This window comes from Metasolibacillus fluoroglycofenilyticus (genome assembly GCF_003049645.1).
Lineage (GTDB): Bacteria > Bacillota > Bacilli > Bacillales_A > Planococcaceae > Metasolibacillus > Metasolibacillus fluoroglycofenilyticus.
The window spans coordinates 355,956-375,113 of record NZ_PYWK01000001.1 but is presented as its reverse complement, the minus strand read 5'-3'; the positions used below and the strand labels follow the sequence as shown (position 1 = coordinate 375,113).

Below are 19,158 nucleotides of genomic sequence, written 5' to 3'. Positions count from 1 at the left end.
CAAAAGTAAATTATTCATATTGTGCACGCACGCCACCAATTAGTTTCGGGCGTGTCGTCGCTACTGTTACTACTGCTTCACCTAGTGTTTTCACAGATGTACGGATTGGAACTGCTACTGCTTTTAAATGCATGCCAATTAATGTTTGACCAATATCAATCCCTGCATGGGCTTGTATATTTTCCACTACAACTGGCTTTTGCATTTGCTTATAGGCATGTGCCGACATAGAACCACCAGCTGTTTTTACTGGCACGACATGCACAGGCTCTAGCTGATATTTTTCCGCTGCTGCATATTCAAGTGTTAACGCACGATTAATATGCTCACAGCCCTGAAAAGCTAAGTATAATTGATGGCGTTCAGCAAATGCTTGTAGCTCTTCATAAATAGCCGTTGCTACATCCATTGCTCCCGCTGTTCCTATGCGCTCACCCATCACCTCTGATGTCGAGCATCCTACCACAAATAGTTGTTGCGGTTGGAAAACCACTTGCTGTTCTAATTCACTTAACAATGTTGCTAGCGATTTATGCATATCAGTTAAATTTGTCATGTATTACACTTCCAGCTCTGAAATTTTTTCTACACGGCGCGTATGGCGTCCGCCTTCAAATTCAGTGCTTAGCCAAGTTGCAACGATTTCACGTGCCAGCCCTGGTCCAATAACGCGTTCGCCCATTGCTATTACGTTGGAATCATTATGACAGCGCGTTGCTTTTGCTGAAAATACATCATGCACTAAGGCGCAACGAATTCCTTTTACTTTGTTTGCCGCAATCGACATGCCAATTCCCGTACCACATATCAAAATGCCTCGATCAAACTTTCCAGAGGCAACACCATCCGATACAGGCTTTGCATAGTCTGGATAATCAACCGATTCATCAGATTGTGGGCCGAAGTCTTCATAGCTAATGCCTAAGTCACCTAACAGAGACATAATCTCACGGCGTAAATTATTTCCACCATGGTCAGAAGAAATTGCAATTTTCAACGAAGCTCCCTCTTTTCACGATATATTCATAAAATAGTGTACCATTTATTGAATGAGAAAAACATTCCTCTCAAGCATAACAAAAAATACTTTAAATGAAAACACGAATATTAAAGTTTAATTTAGAAATAAAGTTCACATCTACTTCTATTTTACAAGTAATTCAGTTTACAATCATTCGCCTTTTGGCTAATTCACAGAATTTTCTTGATTATAACTAGTTAACTCTACTTACACTCACACAGCAAAAATACAGTTAAATAAATTTCCTTTCGCTCCTATAGTATGTACTATTTTGAGCGATCAAATTGGGATATAACATTATATAGCTCATTTGATTGTTGCTGAAGATTTTCACATAGATTTTGTGTTTGCTCAATTTCAAATGCCTGTTCCTCTGTAATCACACGGACTTCCTGTGCACCAGCAGACGTTTCTTCTGCGATTGCAGCTACCTCCTGAGATTGCTGTGCCGTTAGCTCTATTCCGCTAAGCTGTTGCTTCGTTAACGAGGAAATGTCTACAACTGCGTGCGCAACTTCCTCTACATTGCTTACCATACCATCAACAGTCGCTGTTGTTTCAGATACGCGCGTCGATTCTTGCACCGCAAACGCAACTTGACCGTTCATTTGTTTCACAACAAGTTCAACATTTTGCTGCATCGCTTGAATGATTGTAGTGATACCTTGCACAGCCTTTGCACTTTCATCTGCTAAAATACGAACTTCCTCCGCTACAACGGCAAACCCTTTTCCATGCTCTCCTGCTCTCGCTGCTTCAATTGAGGCATTTAATGCTAGCAAGTTTGTTTGTGCAGCAATATCTCCAACTAATCCGATTATTTGCTCAATTTGCTCCGCATTTTTTTCTAACTCATGAATATTAGCTAAAGCTTCCTCATTCCCTTGCGCAATTTGCTGTATGCTCGTTACAAGACTTTGAATAGCTGTTTTTGTTGTTTCTAAATTATTAAGCATTTGCTTTGACCCGTCAGCCGAGTTTGTTGCGTGTCCATTGACATCTAATGCCAACTGACGAACATCGACCAAGGCCTCTGCCATTTCTTGCACAGAAACGGCTGAAGTTTGAGCCCCTTCAGAAATCTGCCCTACCGTTTTAGCTACATCGTTTGCTTTGTGCGATGAAGCTTTTGTTAAATCGGATAATTCATTAATTGTTGAATTCGTAATGCGGTAATTATTTTCAATACTATCCACCATGCCACGTAAATTGACTAACATATGCTGAAATGCCTCTGCAACAGAACGAATTTCATCGTTAGTTTTCGGCATGGTCACATCTTGTCCAATTTTCCCTTCCGCCACACGTGAAGCAGCCTGCTCCAAAGCTTGTAGTGGGCGGACTAAAATAATACTAAAAACCGCTGCTAAAATACAGGACCAAGTAATCCCCGCTATGTATGTACTTATTTGAAAAATCTTTACATTTATCGATTCAAAAAACATCGGATGTATAAATTCAATAAATACAAAGCTAGTTGAATACGTAACAATCGCTAAAACCCCTACAAATAATATTAGCTTTTTGCGTAAATTAAATCGTTTTTGTTTGCTATTCACTATTTGCTCCTCCTTGTTTTTGCACTAATTCTTCTATTAAATGTCGTAATTCAAAAAATGTTTGCTTATACGTATGCAAATCGCCGCCATATGGATCTGATACGTCTGGTGCTGTGTACGGAGTTACATATTCTTTCAATGTGTAGGTCTTTTGCATGGCAACTTCATAACTACGAACGAGCAGCTCCTTGTGCACTGTCGTCATTGTTAAAATTAAGTCTGCCCACTCAATATCCTCAACTGTTACTTGGCGAGAAATATGTTCATGAGGGATATTTTCACTGTTTAAAACTCGTTGTGCATTTTCCGACATTTCCCCTCCTTCAAGAGCGTAAATACCTGCTGAACGAACCTCGATATTCGGAAGCTGCTTTGCCTTCAAAATCGCCTCAGCCATCGGACTTCTGCAAGTATTTCCAGTACAAACAAAATAAATATTCATCTTTTCTCCCACTCTTCCAAAAAATACTTAATTAAAAAGTATTACCATGCTAATAGCTAATAGTAATACACCCGCTATTATTTTAAAAATTTGACTATTAAAAATGGGCGTTTTAGCTACGATGAGCGCTATGTATGATAGTGCAAAAGTAGCTATTCCAGCGCTAAGAATAAATAAATACTTTTGTAGATTTAGCATACCAAAAGAAACGCTTGCTGAAAAGCTATCAATGCTCGCCATAATTGCTAAAATTGGTAAAGCTTTTTGAGGGACATGTTGATTTCTGGATGATAAAAGCAGTTGAAGTGCAATACAAAATAATAAGATAGCGGAGAGGTACGCTGCCCAGTCCTCCATAAATGTACTAACCCAGCTTCCTAATTTAAACCCAAGAAGCGGAAAAAGCATATGCCATAAAGCTGTCCAAATCGAGAGCAAAAAGCGCTGTGAAACGCTTGGTAAAAGTATATATAGGGCAACGACATCCAGCGCTAAAATAATTCCAACTATCACTTCCTGCAATGACATACCTCCTAAGCATTGCTTTTATTTTATGTCAATGAATAGGCAGAGAGAACTGAAAGAAAAAAATGAACAAAGATGGCTCATTTCTAATCAGCTTGCTAGCATGCTTCCCAATTTATCGAAAATAAAAAAAGCTGTCGGGAAATCCCTGACAGCTACTTATTTTTTATACCATTGTCCACCCGCCGCTTTTTCTAGACGATTCATAATTGCGACGCCTACACCGAGACGGGCGGTCGTTGTGGCTAAAATAATCGTTGCGTCGGTTTTGTCACATGCACGAAGCGCATCATAAAGTGCGCCACTCATTGCTTCAACATCCCCGTCCTTACCGTATGTAAAGAAATAATTAGCTTTGCTATTAGCAAAGCTTTCTGCTGCTAACAGTGCAACACGCTGTCCCGTAGCTTGAAGTTGTTCGACTGCTTGCTGCACACTTTCTAATTTTGGCTCAATTAATAGGACAGGAGCCTCCGGTGCATAATGTGTATATTTCATGCCAGGTGCTTTCGGTGTGCCCGGGCTTTCCTGTTCCTTCTCAGTTGGCTGAATAACTGTCCCGATTACTTCCTCTAGCATTTCCTTTGTGACACCGCCTGGACGTAGTATCACTGGTGGATTTACCGTCACATCGAGCACCGTCGATTCCAAGCCAACACCTGTTGCTCCACCATCTAAAATACACGAAATTATATTCGTCATATCTTCCGCGACATGCTCCGCCCTCGTCGGTGATGGCTTGCCACTTTTGTTAGCACTTGGTGCCGCTAGGGGCTTATTGATTTCTTGTAATAAACGTAGCGCTACCGGATGGTCTGGCATTCGTAAACCAACTGTAGTTAGACCCGCTGTGACACTCGCTGCAAAGACATTCGGCTTTGTTTCTAAAATAAGTGTTAAAGGACCTGGCCAAAATGCATCCATACATTTTTGTGCTATTTCAGATATATGCACAACATAATCTTGCGCTTGTTCCTTGCTACTAATATGGACAATTAAAGGATTATCAGACGGACGCCCTTTGGCAGCAAATATTTTTTGGACTGCCACCTCATCTGTTGCTACAGCACCAAGTCCATATACCGTTTCAGTTGGAAATGCGACTATTTCGCTATTATTTAAAAAATCCACAGCTTGTGTATAACTGTCATTATTATTCACAACATTATCCACAATTAAATATTTTGTTTCCATATCATCACCGCCTTTAATTTCGCTATTTATCAAAAGTTATTCACATATTGTTGATAACTTATCACTTAATGTGCATAAGTTGTTTAAATCTGTGGGTAAAACTATGAAAATTTTCTTTTTAACCACTCATAAATAACAAATTTACGCTTTTCTCCCTTCTCTTCCTGAGGTTTTTCACATGTTTTTGGAAAAACAGAGCAAAACCAGTTGTCGCCTCTTGCTTGCCCGATTGTTAAGACGACAGATTGATAGAAGTTTTGTGGATAAAAAGTATTGTATTCATATTTAGGTGGAATTAAGTTATCCCCAACAACGATATGAACATCATATTGTGAATAATTTTTTTCAAGTAACTGTTGTAAATCAATTAATGCTAATTCTGTTTCTTGTGTACTAGCCATTTGCTCAAACATCGGTAGCGCCGCTTGAACGATTTCTTCCTTTACTGTCTGGTCCTGCTGCAAATTACTGTTCGCTACAACTCTAAATAATAACGGACTTGCTTCCTTTTGCTCATGCCAGCCCTCACCATAATCCACAAAATGAGGCACGGCTAATAACAACATATAACTAATTAATGCATAACAAACATAACGAAAAATAATAAGAATAGGCAATGGCTTTCTAGCAATATTGTAATCTTCTAACATGAAAATCCCTCCTTGCCTATCATGATGGACAAAGAAGAATTTTTTTATTCATCAATTACACAAAAAACAATTCTATCTTTTCTGTTAATATCTTTTACAATTTCAATTGTAGCTTGTGGGAAGTGTTGTTGGAAAAAAGCCGCTACTGCTCGACCCTGCATATAGCCAATTTCCACACCAATTAATGCTGGTTGTCTCATCAAAGCCGGCAACTGCTCAGCTAGCTTGCGATATAAAAATAATCCATCCTCGTCCGCAAAAAGTGCTGTGTGCGGCTCATGTTCTAGTACAATATCAGACATTTCCTTCGCCTCATGATAAGCGATGTAAGGAGGATTACTTAAAATAACATCCCATTTTTGCTGTGCAATTGGTTCTGTTAAATCGCCTAAGCGAAAATCAATTGCTGCTTGCAGTTGCATAGCATTTTGCTCGGCTGTTGCAAGCGCATCTTGCGAAATATCCGTTGCCGTAACAGCTACATTCGGGCATTCAAGCTTCATTGTTATAGCAATTGCCCCGCTGCCTGTACCAATATCCGCCAATTGAATCGCCGCATCTTTGCCAAATAATTTTTCTATACGCGTTATTGCGCCGACGATTAATTCTTCTGTTTCAGGACGGGGAATTAGAACGGATTCATCTACTTGAAATGGGCGTCCATAAAATTCCTCGACACCTGTAATATATTGTACGGGTACTCCTTCCGCATGCCTTTGCAGCATGTCTTCAAGAGTAGCTATTTGCTCATTAGACATTTGCTCCTGCATTTGTAACATTAAATCCGAATAATTTATTTGCAGCACGTGCTGCATTAGCAATCGTGCTGCTGTTTCCTCTCGACCATTGGCACTTAAAAAAGAAGAAGCCCGTTGCAGGACTTCGAATACTGAGTTATGCATCTTCATTTAATCTTGCTAATTTAGATGCTTGTTCTTCTAAAATAAGTGCGTCAATCACTTCATCTAACTTGCCTTCAATGATTTGGTCGAGTTTTTGAATTGTTAAGCCAATTCGATGGTCTGTGACACGATTTTGTGGATAGTTATACGTGCGAATTCGCTCCGAACGGTCACCTGTACCTACCGCCGATTTACGTGTTGCATCCACTTCAGCTTGAGCTTCTTGCATATACATATCTGCCACACGCGCACGTAAAATTTTCATTGCCTTTTCGCGGTTTTTGATTTGTGAACGCTCATCCTGCATCGATACAACGACACCTGTTGGAATATGCGTCATACGAACAGCAGACATCGTCGTGTTAACTGATTGCCCCCCTGCACCAGATGATGCAAATGTATCCACACGAATATCCTTTTCATGAATGTCTACATCTACCTCTTCTACTTCTGGCAAACAAGCAACTGTTGCTGTCGATGTATGAATACGCCCTTGCGACTCTGTAGCAGGTACGCGCTGAACTCGGTGTGCACCATTTTCATATTTGAATTTAGAGTATGCGCCTTGACCGTTAATCATAAAGATAACCTCTTTATAACCGCCCATTGCATTCGGTGTCGCCTCCATAATTTCAATTTTCCAACCCTGCGTCTCTGCATAACGCGAATACATGCGGAATAAATCCCCCGCAAAAATATTCGCCTCATCTCCACCCGCAGCTCCGCGAATTTCCATAATAACGTTTTTCGAATCGTTCGGGTCTTTTGGAATTAGCAAAATGCGTAGACGCTCTTCTAATGAAGGAATTTGGTCGTTTAACTCATGAAATTCTTCCTTCACCATTTCTAGCATATCTTGGTCTTTTTCAAGTTCTAGCATTTCACGCGTATCTGCAAGCTGTTCCTTCACAGCTTTATATTCACGATACACTTCAACCATTTCTTGAATATCTGATTGTTCCTTTGAATATTCACGTAGCTTTTTACTATCACTCACTACATCTGGATCACTTAATAATTCATTTAATCTTTCATAACGATCTTCAACAGCTTGTAGACGATCAAACATAATACTTTTCACCTCTGTATATAATTTTAACTATAATTTCCGGATGTGTTGATCATCCTTTACTTTATAGAAAATACCTAATAATTCGTTGATTTTCGTTGCGGAGGACGCTTTCCTCGGGGTGCGGCTTCAACTAATTTATTTCAGCTCGAGGCCAACAGGATGTTGGTCATGGAGGCATTGCCGCAGGACGCGGCGGGTTTAGCCTCCCTATACTTTCTCCCGATGGAGTCGCCCCCTCCACTTCAATCAACGAGTGCATGCCTAATAATAAAATGCTTCTCTCTATAAAACATATTAATCAATAGACAATTTTTACATAATCAACACGCTTGTATAATTTACTTAAATTGAGTATAAAGAAATTTTTAAATGCTTGCTACATTTTTAAAGCGGCGGGTTGCTATGGCATTTTCTGCATACAGGATAATATGAGTCATTGCCACCAATTGAAATTTGGTCACCTGTGTACACTGGCTTGCCATTCTCGTCAACACGCAGGTTCATCGTTGCCTTTTTGTGACAGAACCAGCAAATTGTTTTCATTTCCTCAATTTTATCTGCATAAATGAGCATATAACGGCTGCCTTCAAACAGCTCGTTTTGGAAGTCATTTTTTAAGCCAAAGCCCATTACTGGTATGTTTAATTCATCGACTATTTGCGTTAATTGGAGTACATGCTCCTTCGAGAAAAACTGTACTTCGTCAATTAATATACAATATGGCTTTTCTTCATGATTTTTTACATATTCAAAAATATTTGTATCATCAAACACAGCAATTGCAGGACGACGAAGACCAATACGGCTTGATACCACACCTACTTCATCCCTCGTGTCGATACCTGAAGTAAAAATAAGAACGGGCTTGTTTTGCTCTTCATAATTATGGGCTACTTTTAAAATTTCAATCGACTTACCACTGTTCATCGCACCATGCTTAAAAAATAATTGCGCCATTTTTGCCTCCATTTATTCCTCAAAAAATGCCTGCCAGTCGGAAACCTGGCAGGCATTTTAAAATTATTATTTGTTAAGACCGTATTTTTTGTTGAAACGATCCACACGTCCGTCAGCAGACGCGAATTTTTGACGACCTGTATAGAATGGGTGACATTCGTTACAGAACTCGACAACGATTGATTCTTTTACAGAACCAGTTTGGAATGTGTTACCGCAAGAGCAAGTTACTGTTGCAGTTTTGTAATCTGGATGGATTCCTTGTTTCATATTCGTTTTCTCCTCTCGCCCTGAACCATCTGGAACAGAGTATAATCGAACTGCACCTTACAAAGCCCGAATATGTCAGCTTCATATGTGCACGTTGCATACTTTGAAAGTATAACATAGCCTCTTTATTTTTTTCAAGAAAAAAATTTTAGCCGCGTACCTCACGATAATCATTGTCCACTAAACCGATATTTTTATTGCGCTCCTTGAAACGAATATTATGAGAAGATACATACGCCATCTTTGGTGCATCTGGCTCCATATACAATTTTGCGCTATTTAACGCTAAAATCGCATCAGCAAATGCACCTGCTATATAATGCACTTTGCTAGGATGGCTGACAAAATCTCCCGCTCCAAACACCCCATCAATATTTGTTTCACGCTTTTCATTAACAATGGCATTGCTGTCCTCAATATGTAGCCCCCATTTTTCAAGTGCTCCATAATCGCATTTTAAGCCATGACTAACAATTACCGCATCTACTTCAAGTCGTTCAATCTCTCCTGTTTCTTTATGTGCTATTGAGACAGCCTGAATTAAATCATCATTTCCATGTAATTGTGCCACTTCATATGGTGTTTTTACATTTACCGATTCTCGCATTAAAGCAACATTTCTTTCGTGCCCACCAAACTCGTCTCGTCGATGCACGACCGTTACACTCGATGCGATTTGGGCTAATTCATTTGCCCAATCGACAGCCGAATTGCCACCGCCAGAAATCACTACACGTTTATTACGGAATCCTTCTAATTCCTGTACCGTGTAATATAAATTTGTTACTTCGTATTTGTCTGCCCCTTCTATGTCAAGCTTTTGCAAGGAAAGTACGCCGTAGCCAACAGCTAAAATGACCGTTTTCGAATAATGCTTTTCGCCTGATGCAGATGTTAATATAAAAGTACCATCTGCTTGTCTTTCTAAATTTTCAATCTTTTGATTGAGCACAATTGTTGGGTCAAATGTTTTAGCCTGCTCAATTAATTGTTCAATTAATTGCCCGCCTAAAATTGGAGGCAAGCCACCAATATCCCAAATCATTTTTTCTGGGAAAATTAACAGACGACCACCAAGCTGGTCACTACATTCAATAATCTTCGTCTTTAAATCTCGCATCCCGCTATAAAATGCTGTAAATAACCCTGCTGGTCCTCCGCCTACAATCGTTACATCATACATTTCCTCTGTCATACGCTTAATTCCCCATTTCTTTTTTATTCATAATTGACCTACGTATACTCTCTTTATTCCTTTAAATGTGCTAGTAAGTATAGGAAATACGGTGCACCTAGAACAGCAACAACAATCCCTGCTGGAATTTCGGATGGCTCGAAAATAGAACGACCAATCGTATCTGCCATTAACACTAACAGCCCTCCCAATAACGCTGCGGCTGGAAGTAAAAACTGATGCTTAGCCCCTACAAGCTGGCGTGCTAAATGTGGTGCAACGAGTCCTACGAATCCAATACCACCGCTGACTGAAACACTCGCCCCAGCTAATCCAACAGAAGCGGCTAATAATAAGCGTCGCTCTTTTTCAATTGACGCACCTAGACCAACAGCTGTTAATTCGCCTAAATTCAGAACATTTAATACGCGAGATTTTGAATAAACAAATGGTAATAGGACGATGAGCCAAGGCAATAAGGACAACACAAACTTCCAATTGGAGCCCCAAATACTTCCTGCTAGCCATGTCGCAATAAATTGGTAATTTTCTGGTGTTAGTCGCAGTGTCAGTACAATCATCATAGAGCTGATACCCGCAGCTACAGCAATACCCGTTAAAATTAAGCGCATTGGTGTAATTCCCTCATGCCGTTTATAGGACAGTGTATAAATTACAATGGCGGTCAGGCCCGAACCTATGAAGGCTAGCACTGGTAGTAAATAGACAGGGGCAGCTTTTGTTGTAGAAAAAAAGGAAACAAACAGCATAACGGCAAGCCCTGCCCCAGCATTAATACCTAAAATACCCGGGTCTGCCAAAGCATTTCTTGAAATCCCTTGTAAAATAGCCCCAGAAACAGCTAAGCTTATTCCAACTAATACAGCGAGAACAATGCGCGGGAGTCTAAATTCAAATAAAATAAGTTGCTGTTGGGCATCCCCTTGTCCAAATAACGTTCGGAAAACCTCTAGCGGTGTTAGCTTAATTACTCCTGTATTCATACTAATTACAAACGTAATGATAATAAGTACAACTAATGTAATTAAAATAGCCAAGTTTTTCTTTCTAATTTTTTTTTGATTTGGTGTTAAGAAGCGATTGCTCATAGCTCTTTTCCTCCTTTACGAGCTAAATAGAGGAAGAATGGAACGCCAATAAAAGCAATAAGAGCCCCAATTGGCGCCTCATAAGGAGGATTGATATTTCGTGCAATAAAGTCCGCTAATACAACAAGCAATGCACCATATACTAAAGAGCAGGAAATAATCCAGCGATAATCATGCCCAACTATGTATCTCGTTAAATGTGGAACAATTAATCCTACAAACCCTACTGCTCCTACAACAGAAACAGCAGCACCTGCCAAAATTAAAACAATTATCATTCCCCATACTTTTATAACATTCGTGCGTTGTCCAAGCCCAATCGCAATTTCTTCACCTAAGCTCAACAGTGTAATAGAACGTGATAAGATGAGTGCGCCTATCATCGCAACAAGTATCCAAGGAGATAAAATTTGCAGATGGCTCCATTTTGTACCCGAAACACCGCCTGCATACCAAAAGGCTAAATCTTGTCCTATTCGATAATGCAGTGCAATTCCCTCTCCTAGTGCGCCTAAAAGGGCACTAACCGCAGCTCCTGCTAAAACTAAGCGCATCGGCGTTAGACCCCCTTTGGACAGAGAGCCAATACCATAAACGATTGCAACGCCAAGCCCTGCTCCCACAAAAGACCACATAATTAAATACATATAAGGTAAGCCCGGGAAAAAGGCAAAACATAATGCTAGCATAAATGCTGCACCAGCGTTTAAACCTAGCAAACCTGAGTCCGCCAAAGGGTTTCGAGTCATTCCTTGCATCATTGCTCCGGCTACAGCAAAGCATGCACCTACTAATGCTGCACCTAATACACGTGGCAATCGAATCTCACGAATAATTTGATGTTCTGTTAAATCAGGTAAAAATTTAAAAACAGCCTGCCAAACCATGCTTAATGAAATATCTGCCGCTCCAAATGAAATGGACAAACCAATAGCAAATACTAGGCTCACAAGCCCTATAATTAGTGCCAATAAAGCACGCACGGGATGGGTCCGTCTTTGTAGCTCCTGTAATTTTTCGAGCCCTTCGACTCCTTCAGCTCGCGTCGCCATGTGCTTCCTCCTTAAATCTGTTCCGCCTTCTTCTCTCTCATCTTTAAAACGAGATTTCATTGCTAATATTATCTACAGGAGCTATTTAGAATATATTTTCCTGTAGTTACTTATCACAAAATACTTTTTGTTAAAAGCTTAAAAAACAGCATTCCTCTCCTCAATAATCATTCTTCTTTTCCAAATAGTTGATAGGACAAGCAAATAGGGTTATTACTATAAGGGCACATAGCCATTTCTGCATCAATATTGAAAACCTTTTGTAAATTCCCTTTAGTCATAACTTCTTCTGGATTGCCGTTGACAATTAATTGACCGCTTTTCATAGCAATCATAAAATGGGAAAAGCGCGATGCATGGTTTAAATCATGCAATACCATAACAATTGTCCGTCCCTCTTCCTTGTTTAGCTTTTGCAATAACAACAGGATGTCTAGCTGATGTGCTAAATCCAAGTAGGTTGTTGGTTCATCGAGTACGAGAATATCCGTTCCTTGTGCTAACGCCATCGCTATCCAGACTCGTTGACGTTGCCCACCTGATAAAGCTTCAATCGGGCGGTCGCAAAATTCACGTAAACCAGTTACATCAATTGCCCAATGAATATATTCATAATCTTCCTTTTGCAATGTTCCAAAGCCGGTTTGGTGCGGAAAACGTCCATAGGAAACTAATTCAAAAACAGTTAATCCCCCCGGTGCTGTTGCCGTTTGTGGCAAAATAGCCATTCTTTTAGCAACTTCTTTCGTTTTCAATTGATGTATAGCTTTCCCATCTAAATATACCGCGCCATTTTGCGTTCGAAGCACGCGGGCTACAGCCTTTAATAATGTAGATTTTCCACAGCCATTTGGACCAATAATTGTTGAAATTTGCCCTTTTGGAATTTCAACACTCAAATCATTTACGATTAGTGTAGAAGAATAACCAATTGCAACATGTTCTATTTCAATGACGGTCATCTTATCTTTACTCCTTTTATTCAGTATTAATAGGCAAGGAAACAGCCTAGCCTCACTTTATCTTTATAATTGCAGACCAAATTGCGCTGTGTATAAGCCGTAGTAAACTTTCTGATTATCCATTAATTCCTCATGCGTGCCTTCCTCGACAATGCCTTTTTTAGAAACAACGACAATACGGTCAGCATCCTTAATTGTTGCAAGACGATGTGCTATGACTAATGTTGTACGTCCCACTGATAGCTCATTCAATGCTTCTTGAATTGCCTTCTCCGTTTCAGTATCTAGCGCGGATGTAGCCTCATCTAAAATAAGTATTTTAGGATTTTTCAAGAATATACGTGCAATAGACAAACGCTGCTTCTGACCACCAGACAATTTAACACCACGCTCTCCGATAAGCGTCTCCATTCCTTCTGGTAAAGCATGAATAACCTCTTCAAGCTGCGCACGTTTTGCTGCATACCATATTTCCTCATCACTTGCATTCAAGTTCCCATAAGCGATATTATCTCGTATCGTGCCATCAAATAAAAAAACATCCTGCTGTACAATCCCTATATGTGAACGCAAGGAATGAAGTTTGAAATCTCTTATATCAATCCCATCAATTTTAATCGCACCCTCATTCACCTCATAAAAACGTGGTAATAGGCTACAAATTGTAGATTTTCCTGCACCAGATGGTCCAACAAGTGCAATTGTTTCACCCGGTTTAATTTTTAAGTTGATATTATTTAAAGCTCGTTTATCATCTGTGTAACCGAACGATACATTATCAAAGACCACTTCGCCTTCAACAGCAATAACCTCTTTTGCGTTAGCGCGGTCTGCAATTTCTGGCTCTGTCTCAATAAAATCAATGTAGCGCTTAAAGCCTGCCATTCCTTTTGGGTAGCTTTCAATAAACATATTAATTTTATTAATTGGATTTAATAGAATACCTGATAGCAAGATGAATGCGACAAACTCACCGCTTGTTAAATGCCCACCCAATACAAAATAAGCTCCTAAAAATAATGTGAATAATGATAGTACCTTTGTTAAAATACCTGAAATCGCTTCATTCCATGCCATCACTTTATAAGAAAAAAGCTTGGTCATACGAAATCGCTCATTATTTACCTTAAAGCGTTGAATCTCATGTGCCTCATTTGTAAAGGCCTGTACGACACGAATACCACTCACATTATTTTCAACACGTGCATTAAAGTCTGCAATATCCCCAAACATCCGTGTAAATGCTTTAGACATAAGCTTTCCAAAAATAATTGTCAACACTAAAATAATTGGTACGAGTACAAATATAAGAATCGTAAAGGTAGGATCAATGTAGAACATGACACTAAACGCCCCAATAATCGTCATGACAGCAATGAAAAGATCTTCTGGCCCATGATGTGCAAGCTCACCTATATCCATTAAGTCATTTGTTAAACGTGAGACAAGATGCCCTGTTTTATTATTATCAAAATAGCGGAATGATAGTTTTTGCACATGGCTAAAGGCTTCTTTACGCATATCTGTTTCAATATTAATCCCAAGCATATGCCCCCAATACGAAACGATAAAATGGAAAATCGAATTTACAATATATAAGCCAAACAACAATAAACTCACCATTATAATCCATTTCAGTTCACCATCAGGTAAAATATCATCAATCACCTTATTTAAAACAAGTGGAAAAGCTAATTCAATTAATGCAACTAAAATTGCACATGAAAAATCGAGTATAAATAACCCTTTATAGGGCTTGTAGTAAGAAAAAAAACGTTTTAATAGCACGGATGTAGCCTCCTCTTTGTACAGCTAATATTTATTTTATAGTCCAAATTGATAATGATTATCATTTTCGGTTAAACTATACTACATTTTATTATTTTTAAGCAACCAATTATCATTTACGCACCGGCATAATTGTGTCCAGATTTTTTTCAAGCTATTTGGTGGAAGTTAACCATTGTCACGTAGGTCTCTCTTTAAAATTTATGATGTCCGCTGTAAAATAAGAGGCTGACCACTTATTGGGCAGCCCTGTTCCTCAAGCATTTTTTAGCTATATACCCTTTCATTTTATCCGCATTAACAGGCTTCCACCTCAAGGCCTGAGCAGAGGTGGGAGTCTTACGTTCCTGTTGGTGAGAGCTAGCTAAAGTATCACATCTATGTGACTACGTTGGCATTAGCATGTCCTGCCCATCAAAAACTTTACTGATTAAGATTTCATTTTGTTACTTCTACAATAGTATTTGCCATTTCTTCTGCTTGATGTAATGCCGATAATGGGTCAGAGGCAAAATAGTATTCTGGCGCTAACTCTATCGTTTCATTGTTTTTCACCACATCTAGATTTGTCCATGTTGGTGGAAATTCTCCGTCTTTATTGAAGAAATTTATGACAAATACATAGTCACCCACATAATCTCCTACTACTTCGTAGGAAATCTCATAGCGTCCTCCACTTGATTCTTTTGTCTCAAAGAGCTCTTGTACTTTTTCTTGTGGCTTCATTTCGAGAACTTGGAACAACGCTCGACCACCTGACACACTATCATTCGCCACAATTGTTGCGTTCTTTTCAAATAAATCAAAAATTGTAAATGTAGCTCCTTCTGGTATAGATGAATAAATTTTCTCTTTAGCAGCTTTTATACGCTTTTCAAAATCATTCACAAATGTCTCTGCCTCTGCTTGTCGTCCTAAATATTCACCCATTGCTTTTACCTCTTCTACAGCAGACTGATGTGCCGATTCAGAAAATACAATAGTTGGTGCAATTTTCTCGTATTTTTCTACATCTTCTTTATTCCATGTAATGATTAAATCGGGTTTTAACTCTACTACTTTTTCCAACGATACATTGCCGTCTGTACCTATGTTCGTAATCTCACCATCTTTATAGTACGGTTTTAAAAAGGCTGCATAATCTAAATTTGCTATAACCGCTCCTACCGGCACAACATCTAGTGCTAACACTTGTCCTAAATACCAATCTGTTACAATTCTTTCAGGCTTTATTGGAATTTCAACTTCACGCCCTACATCATCTGTAACAATTGTTGTTGCCTTTTCTGTATTAGGTTCATTATTCTCTTTAACAGCTTTTTGCGCTGTGTCATTTCCACATGCTGTTAACAGCAGCATTAAACTTAATAAAAAGGGAGTTGCTAATTTTTTTAACATTTGTTCATTGCTCCTACTCTCAAATGATTTTGCTTGCGCAAGCTGAATATTATTATAATGAAAATGATTCTCATTATTAATAGATAAATCAGACTTCATGCTGACACTTTTCTCCGAGAATTCACTTGGTGTCATCCCAGTCCATTTTTTAAATATACGACTAAAGTATATTTCCGACTCAAAGTGCATTGCTTTTGCAATATCTTTTATTTGATAGTTAGGCTTTCGCAAATAGTTTTTTGCTAATTGTTGTTGCTGCTCCTGTATGTATTTCTTTGGACCATGTCCGAAATGCAATTGGAACAACGTAAATAACTTTTGTGTAGAGAGTTGAGTATAGCGAGCAACATCCTGAACGGCAATCGGATGATATAAATGTCGTTCTATATACATTAACGCTTGCTGTAATTTGTTATTATCGTATTCTTGCTGCTCAATTTCCTCAAAAATTCGCGCAATTAAACCGTGAAAATATGCCTGTACCCCCAACATTTGCTGCTTCTCGTATTGACGATAAAGACTGTCGACCATTTCTATTACAATCCAAGGATTTGTTAATGTATAGCAGGAAATTGGACGGCTAATTGAAGCTTGTTGTTGGAGTGCCTTCAACAATTCATCCTGATGAGGAATTTTGCCGATATAAAAAATCACATAGATTCTTGCTGCTGTCGTAGCTTTAATTGAAAGGCTGCCATGCAGTGTAAGGTGAAGCATTTGGAAGCCAGTAATATGATGTCTTTGCTTATTAATAGAGAGGAGGATATCACCATGTACAACAACAATCCATACATTTGATTGAACTGTATTTTTAAAATCAATTGAAGTAGACTCGATATGCTCTACAGAAAGCACCTTAATAAACATATTTTCCAATAATAAACGATTCGTATTATGCTCCATTAGTGCACCCCCTGCTGACATATCTTATCTCTTCAAAGTGAAAGAGCTTGCTGACAATTATTCTGTCAACATAGTTGGAAACCTCTCTAATAACATATTACTTGTCGTCATATCAGTATAATTCCATTTATCTTCAATATAATGTGCCTTATTATTTTTCACGGCAGGTAGAGACTTCCATAAAGGTTTTTCTTGTAACTCTTTAAAAGAGTTTTTAGCTTCCTCATCTACAGATATCAGTACAAATAAATGGTCACCGATAAGTAAGTCATGCATAGTTTCTTCAGAAATCTCGATATATGGTCCGCTATTTGGTTGTAATTCCTCCACCTTTTCATCCATAGCAAACCCCATAGGAGAATAGATTAAATCGGCTACACCACCTGTTTTCATCACATACATCATTTTATTCCAATAATATTGAAGCACTACTGCCGTCTCTCCTTCAGCTATTAAACCATTTGCTCGAAGTTGTTCCCACATTGCTTCTACATTTTCCTCATAATTTTTAAGTACTTCCTCTGCTTCTGTTTTTTTCCCAATAATATTTGCAACAATAGGCAATCTTTCTTTGAGTGGGAGCATACCATTGAACACAACGGTTGGTGCAATTTTAGATGCTTCTTCTACTTCATTTTCCAGCACATATCCTAGCATAATTAAATCTGGATTTAGCGTTACTACTTTTTCTAAATTTGTTGGATAACCGATATCTGCTGCAGCAATTTTTCCATTATTCTCTATTACTCCACTATCAATAAAGCGACGGTCTACTCCAACAGGTTCTATGCCAAGTGCTAATAAATCTCCAATAGCATTTCCTTGTAAGACGATTCGCTCTGGATTTGTTGGAATTTCTATCTCTTCCCCTGTCAGATCTGTTATTACACGTGTTTCTGCTTCCTCTTTTATTACTTGCTCTGCTTTTTTCTCTGTCTCATCATTACCACAAGCTGCTAATAATGCGATTAAGCTGATGATAAATGGTACTCTAATGCTATGAATAAATGTTTGTTTCATTAGTCTATATTCCCTGCTTTCTAATCGAATTGCCTGTACAAGCTGATTCTCATTGTATTGAAAATGATTATCATTTGTAATAGGGAAATCAGACATATTAACTAGATATTTCAGCCTGAAAGCAGTCGGTGTTATTTGTAGTTGCTTTTTAAAGACTCGACTAAAATAATATTCATCCTCATAGCCAAGTGCGGCTGCAATTTCTTTAATACTCATTGAATTGCTCTGTAAATATTTTTGGGCAAGTGTTAGACGCATTTTTTGTAAATAATTTTGTGGACCCTCCCCATAACGCTCTCTGAAAATACGTAGTAGATGGCGAGTACTTATATTTAATGAGTCTGCCAGCTTTTGTACCGTAACAGCTTCATGCACATGCTGTTCGATGTAACGGCGTGCTGTTTCCGCTAAATCTACTTCATGTGACTTTCCTTGTCCTTCTGTAAATTCACGAAAGATTCGATAAATTAATTCGTAAAAAATTGCCTTAACAGATAAATGTTCCTGAAACGACTCTGTCTTCCATTTGTTGTACATATCCCGCAGCAATAATTCAATGGCAATTGGATTTGCAGGTAGACAAGAAAAATTAGTATGAAAAGGTCGGTACTCTATATATAAATGCTGGATAAAAGCATCTAGATAAATAACATCTCCTTGATAATAAATCATGTAATAACTATAGCTTTCAGTAGTTTTCATATCGAGGAATTCAGATTTCCCTACATGAAATATACTAAAATTTTGAATATGATAAGGAGTTTGGCCTAGACAGAGGTCTACATTACCACCGACGATGACTAGCAAGGCACTGTATGGCATCACTTGTTGAATTGTTGCATTTGTCTGATATGCATAATCTATTTTCTTTATTTTTGCATATGTATTTTCCCACAACAGCATATGTGCTTCATAATTCATAATGCTTACCTCCAATTTATTACGTTTCAGGGTAATTACACTTCGTCTCGTCTTGGTGCCTTTGGACATTCATTAAAAACGCTCATTTTATCGCCTAAAGATTATGAGGTGGGAGACTTCTGTACCCGTCACCTTGCTATCGGCACAAAAAATATGTGCTCCTGCGGTGGTCACAATAAATTATCACGTAAAGCGCATGTCTCAAAATAGCTTTCAGACCGCTCCTCTACATTTATCCC

The 19,158-nt window shown here is 38.6% G+C and carries 18 protein-coding genes; all 18 read right to left on the bottom strand.

Features of this window, described 5'->3' with window-relative positions; translation table 11 throughout:
• Window positions 1–10: 10 nt before the first annotated feature.
• On the bottom strand, window positions 11–556 hold the full coding sequence (locus tag C9J36_RS01665) for a TIGR01440 family protein (protein WP_066168271.1): 546 nt from the start codon (window positions 554–556) through the stop codon (window positions 11–13).
• A gap of 3 nt (window positions 557–559) precedes the next feature.
• Entirely contained in the window at window positions 560–997 is a 438-nt protein-coding gene (gene rpiB / locus C9J36_RS01660; protein WP_066168270.1) for a ribose 5-phosphate isomerase B, read from the bottom strand.
• Window positions 998–1,287: 290 nt separating this feature from the next.
• Window positions 1,288–2,580, bottom strand: coding sequence for a methyl-accepting chemotaxis protein (locus C9J36_RS01655; RefSeq protein ID WP_107942039.1), 1,293 nt, complete (start codon window positions 2,578–2,580; stop codon window positions 1,288–1,290).
• Entirely contained in the window at window positions 2,573–3,022 is a 450-nt protein-coding gene (locus C9J36_RS01650) for a low molecular weight protein arginine phosphatase (RefSeq protein ID WP_066168267.1), read from the bottom strand. The genes C9J36_RS01655 and C9J36_RS01650 overlap by 8 nt, the downstream gene beginning before the upstream one ends.
• A gap of 27 nt (window positions 3,023–3,049) precedes the next feature.
• Complete coding sequence (locus tag C9J36_RS01645; protein ID WP_430010631.1) at window positions 3,050–3,535, bottom strand: manganese efflux pump; 486 nt, start codon at window positions 3,533–3,535, stop codon at window positions 3,050–3,052.
• Between the two features lie 171 nt (window positions 3,536–3,706).
• Window positions 3,707–4,741 carry an L-threonylcarbamoyladenylate synthase gene (locus C9J36_RS01640; RefSeq protein WP_107942037.1) on the bottom strand — a complete coding sequence of 345 codons (1,035 nt, stop codon included), beginning with the start codon at window positions 4,739–4,741 and terminating at the stop codon, window positions 3,707–3,709.
• A 101-nt stretch (window positions 4,742–4,842) separates the two neighbouring features.
• Window positions 4,843–5,391, bottom strand: coding sequence for a stage II sporulation protein R (locus tag C9J36_RS01635; protein WP_107942036.1), 549 nt, complete (start codon window positions 5,389–5,391; stop codon window positions 4,843–4,845).
• Between the two features lie 44 nt (window positions 5,392–5,435).
• Window positions 5,436–6,299, bottom strand: a complete 864-nt coding sequence (gene prmC / locus C9J36_RS01630) for a peptide chain release factor N(5)-glutamine methyltransferase (protein WP_107942035.1) — start codon at window positions 6,297–6,299, stop codon at window positions 5,436–5,438.
• Window positions 6,286–7,362, bottom strand: coding sequence for a peptide chain release factor 1 (gene prfA, locus C9J36_RS01625; protein ID WP_066168255.1), 1,077 nt, complete (start codon window positions 7,360–7,362; stop codon window positions 6,286–6,288). The genes prmC and prfA overlap by 14 nt, the downstream gene beginning before the upstream one ends.
• Window positions 7,363–7,749: 387 nt before the next feature.
• Window positions 7,750–8,322, bottom strand: coding sequence for a thymidine kinase (locus C9J36_RS01620; protein WP_066168253.1), 573 nt, complete (start codon window positions 8,320–8,322; stop codon window positions 7,750–7,752).
• A gap of 66 nt (window positions 8,323–8,388) precedes the next feature.
• Window positions 8,389–8,592 carry a 50S ribosomal protein L31 gene (gene rpmE, locus C9J36_RS01615; protein WP_066168250.1) on the bottom strand — a complete coding sequence of 68 codons (204 nt, stop codon included), beginning with the start codon at window positions 8,590–8,592 and terminating at the stop codon, window positions 8,389–8,391.
• A 148-nt stretch (window positions 8,593–8,740) separates the two neighbouring features.
• Window positions 8,741–9,787: an NAD(P)/FAD-dependent oxidoreductase gene (locus tag C9J36_RS01610; RefSeq protein WP_066168248.1), complete on the bottom strand. Its 1,047-nt coding sequence runs from the start codon at window positions 9,785–9,787 to the stop codon at window positions 8,741–8,743.
• 53 nt (window positions 9,788–9,840) lie between these two features.
• On the bottom strand, window positions 9,841–10,875 hold the full coding sequence (locus tag C9J36_RS01605) for a FecCD family ABC transporter permease (protein ID WP_107942034.1): 1,035 nt from the start codon (window positions 10,873–10,875) through the stop codon (window positions 9,841–9,843).
• Window positions 10,872–11,927, bottom strand: coding sequence for a FecCD family ABC transporter permease (locus C9J36_RS01600; RefSeq protein ID WP_107942033.1), 1,056 nt, complete (start codon window positions 11,925–11,927; stop codon window positions 10,872–10,874). The genes C9J36_RS01605 and C9J36_RS01600 overlap by 4 nt, the downstream gene beginning before the upstream one ends.
• Window positions 11,928–12,094: 167 nt before the next feature.
• Window positions 12,095–12,889, bottom strand: a complete 795-nt coding sequence (locus tag C9J36_RS01595) for an ABC transporter ATP-binding protein (protein ID WP_107942032.1) — start codon at window positions 12,887–12,889, stop codon at window positions 12,095–12,097.
• A gap of 63 nt (window positions 12,890–12,952) precedes the next feature.
• Window positions 12,953–14,677, bottom strand: coding sequence for an ABC transporter ATP-binding protein (locus C9J36_RS01590; protein ID WP_066168239.1), 1,725 nt, complete (start codon window positions 14,675–14,677; stop codon window positions 12,953–12,955).
• Between the two features lie 438 nt (window positions 14,678–15,115).
• A complete protein-coding gene (locus C9J36_RS01585) occupies window positions 15,116–16,978 on the bottom strand; it encodes an AraC family transcriptional regulator (protein WP_107942031.1) in 1,863 nt (620 codons plus the stop codon).
• A gap of 57 nt (window positions 16,979–17,035) precedes the next feature.
• The gene (locus tag C9J36_RS01580) at window positions 17,036–18,919 is read right to left on the bottom strand and encodes an AraC family transcriptional regulator (RefSeq protein WP_161956365.1); all 1,884 of its coding nucleotides are present in this window, start codon (window positions 18,917–18,919) and stop codon (window positions 17,036–17,038) included.
• Between the last annotated feature and the right edge of the window lie 239 nt (window positions 18,920–19,158).

Excerpts from the sequence above, each read along its gene's own strand:
- C9J36_RS01665 (WP_066168271.1), bottom strand. The coding sequence starts at position 556 with ATGACAAATTTAACTGATATGCATAAATCGCTAGCAACATTGTTAAGT.
- C9J36_RS01650 (WP_066168267.1), bottom strand. The coding sequence starts at position 3,022 with ATGAATATTTATTTTGTTTGTACTGGAAATACTTGCAGAAGTCCGATG.
- C9J36_RS01640 (WP_107942037.1), bottom strand. The coding sequence starts at position 4,741 with ATGGAAACAAAATATTTAATTGTGGATAATGTTGTGAATAATAATGAC.
- C9J36_RS01635 (WP_107942036.1), bottom strand. The coding sequence starts at position 5,391 with ATGTTAGAAGATTACAATATTGCTAGAAAGCCATTGCCTATTCTTATT.
- prmC (WP_107942035.1), bottom strand. The coding sequence starts at position 6,299 with ATGAAGATGCATAACTCAGTATTCGAAGTCCTGCAACGGGCTTCTTCT.
- prfA (WP_066168255.1), bottom strand. The coding sequence starts at position 7,362 with ATGTTTGATCGTCTACAAGCTGTTGAAGATCGTTATGAAAGATTAAAT.
- C9J36_RS01620 (WP_066168253.1), bottom strand. The coding sequence starts at position 8,322 with ATGGCGCAATTATTTTTTAAGCATGGTGCGATGAACAGTGGTAAGTCG.
- rpmE (WP_066168250.1), bottom strand. The coding sequence starts at position 8,592 with ATGAAACAAGGAATCCATCCAGATTACAAAACTGCAACAGTAACTTGC.
- C9J36_RS01610 (WP_066168248.1), bottom strand. The coding sequence starts at position 9,787 with ATGACAGAGGAAATGTATGATGTAACGATTGTAGGCGGAGGACCAGCA.
- C9J36_RS01605 (WP_107942034.1), bottom strand. The coding sequence starts at position 10,875 with ATGAGCAATCGCTTCTTAACACCAAATCAAAAAAAAATTAGAAAGAAA.
- C9J36_RS01600 (WP_107942033.1), bottom strand. The coding sequence starts at position 11,927 with ATGGCGACGCGAGCTGAAGGAGTCGAAGGGCTCGAAAAATTACAGGAG.
- C9J36_RS01595 (WP_107942032.1), bottom strand. The coding sequence starts at position 12,889 with ATGACCGTCATTGAAATAGAACATGTTGCAATTGGTTATTCTTCTACA.
- C9J36_RS01585 (WP_107942031.1), bottom strand. The coding sequence starts at position 16,978 with ATGGAGCATAATACGAATCGTTTATTATTGGAAAATATGTTTATTAAG.
- C9J36_RS01580 (WP_161956365.1), bottom strand. The coding sequence starts at position 18,919 with ATGAATTATGAAGCACATATGCTGTTGTGGGAAAATACATATGCAAAA.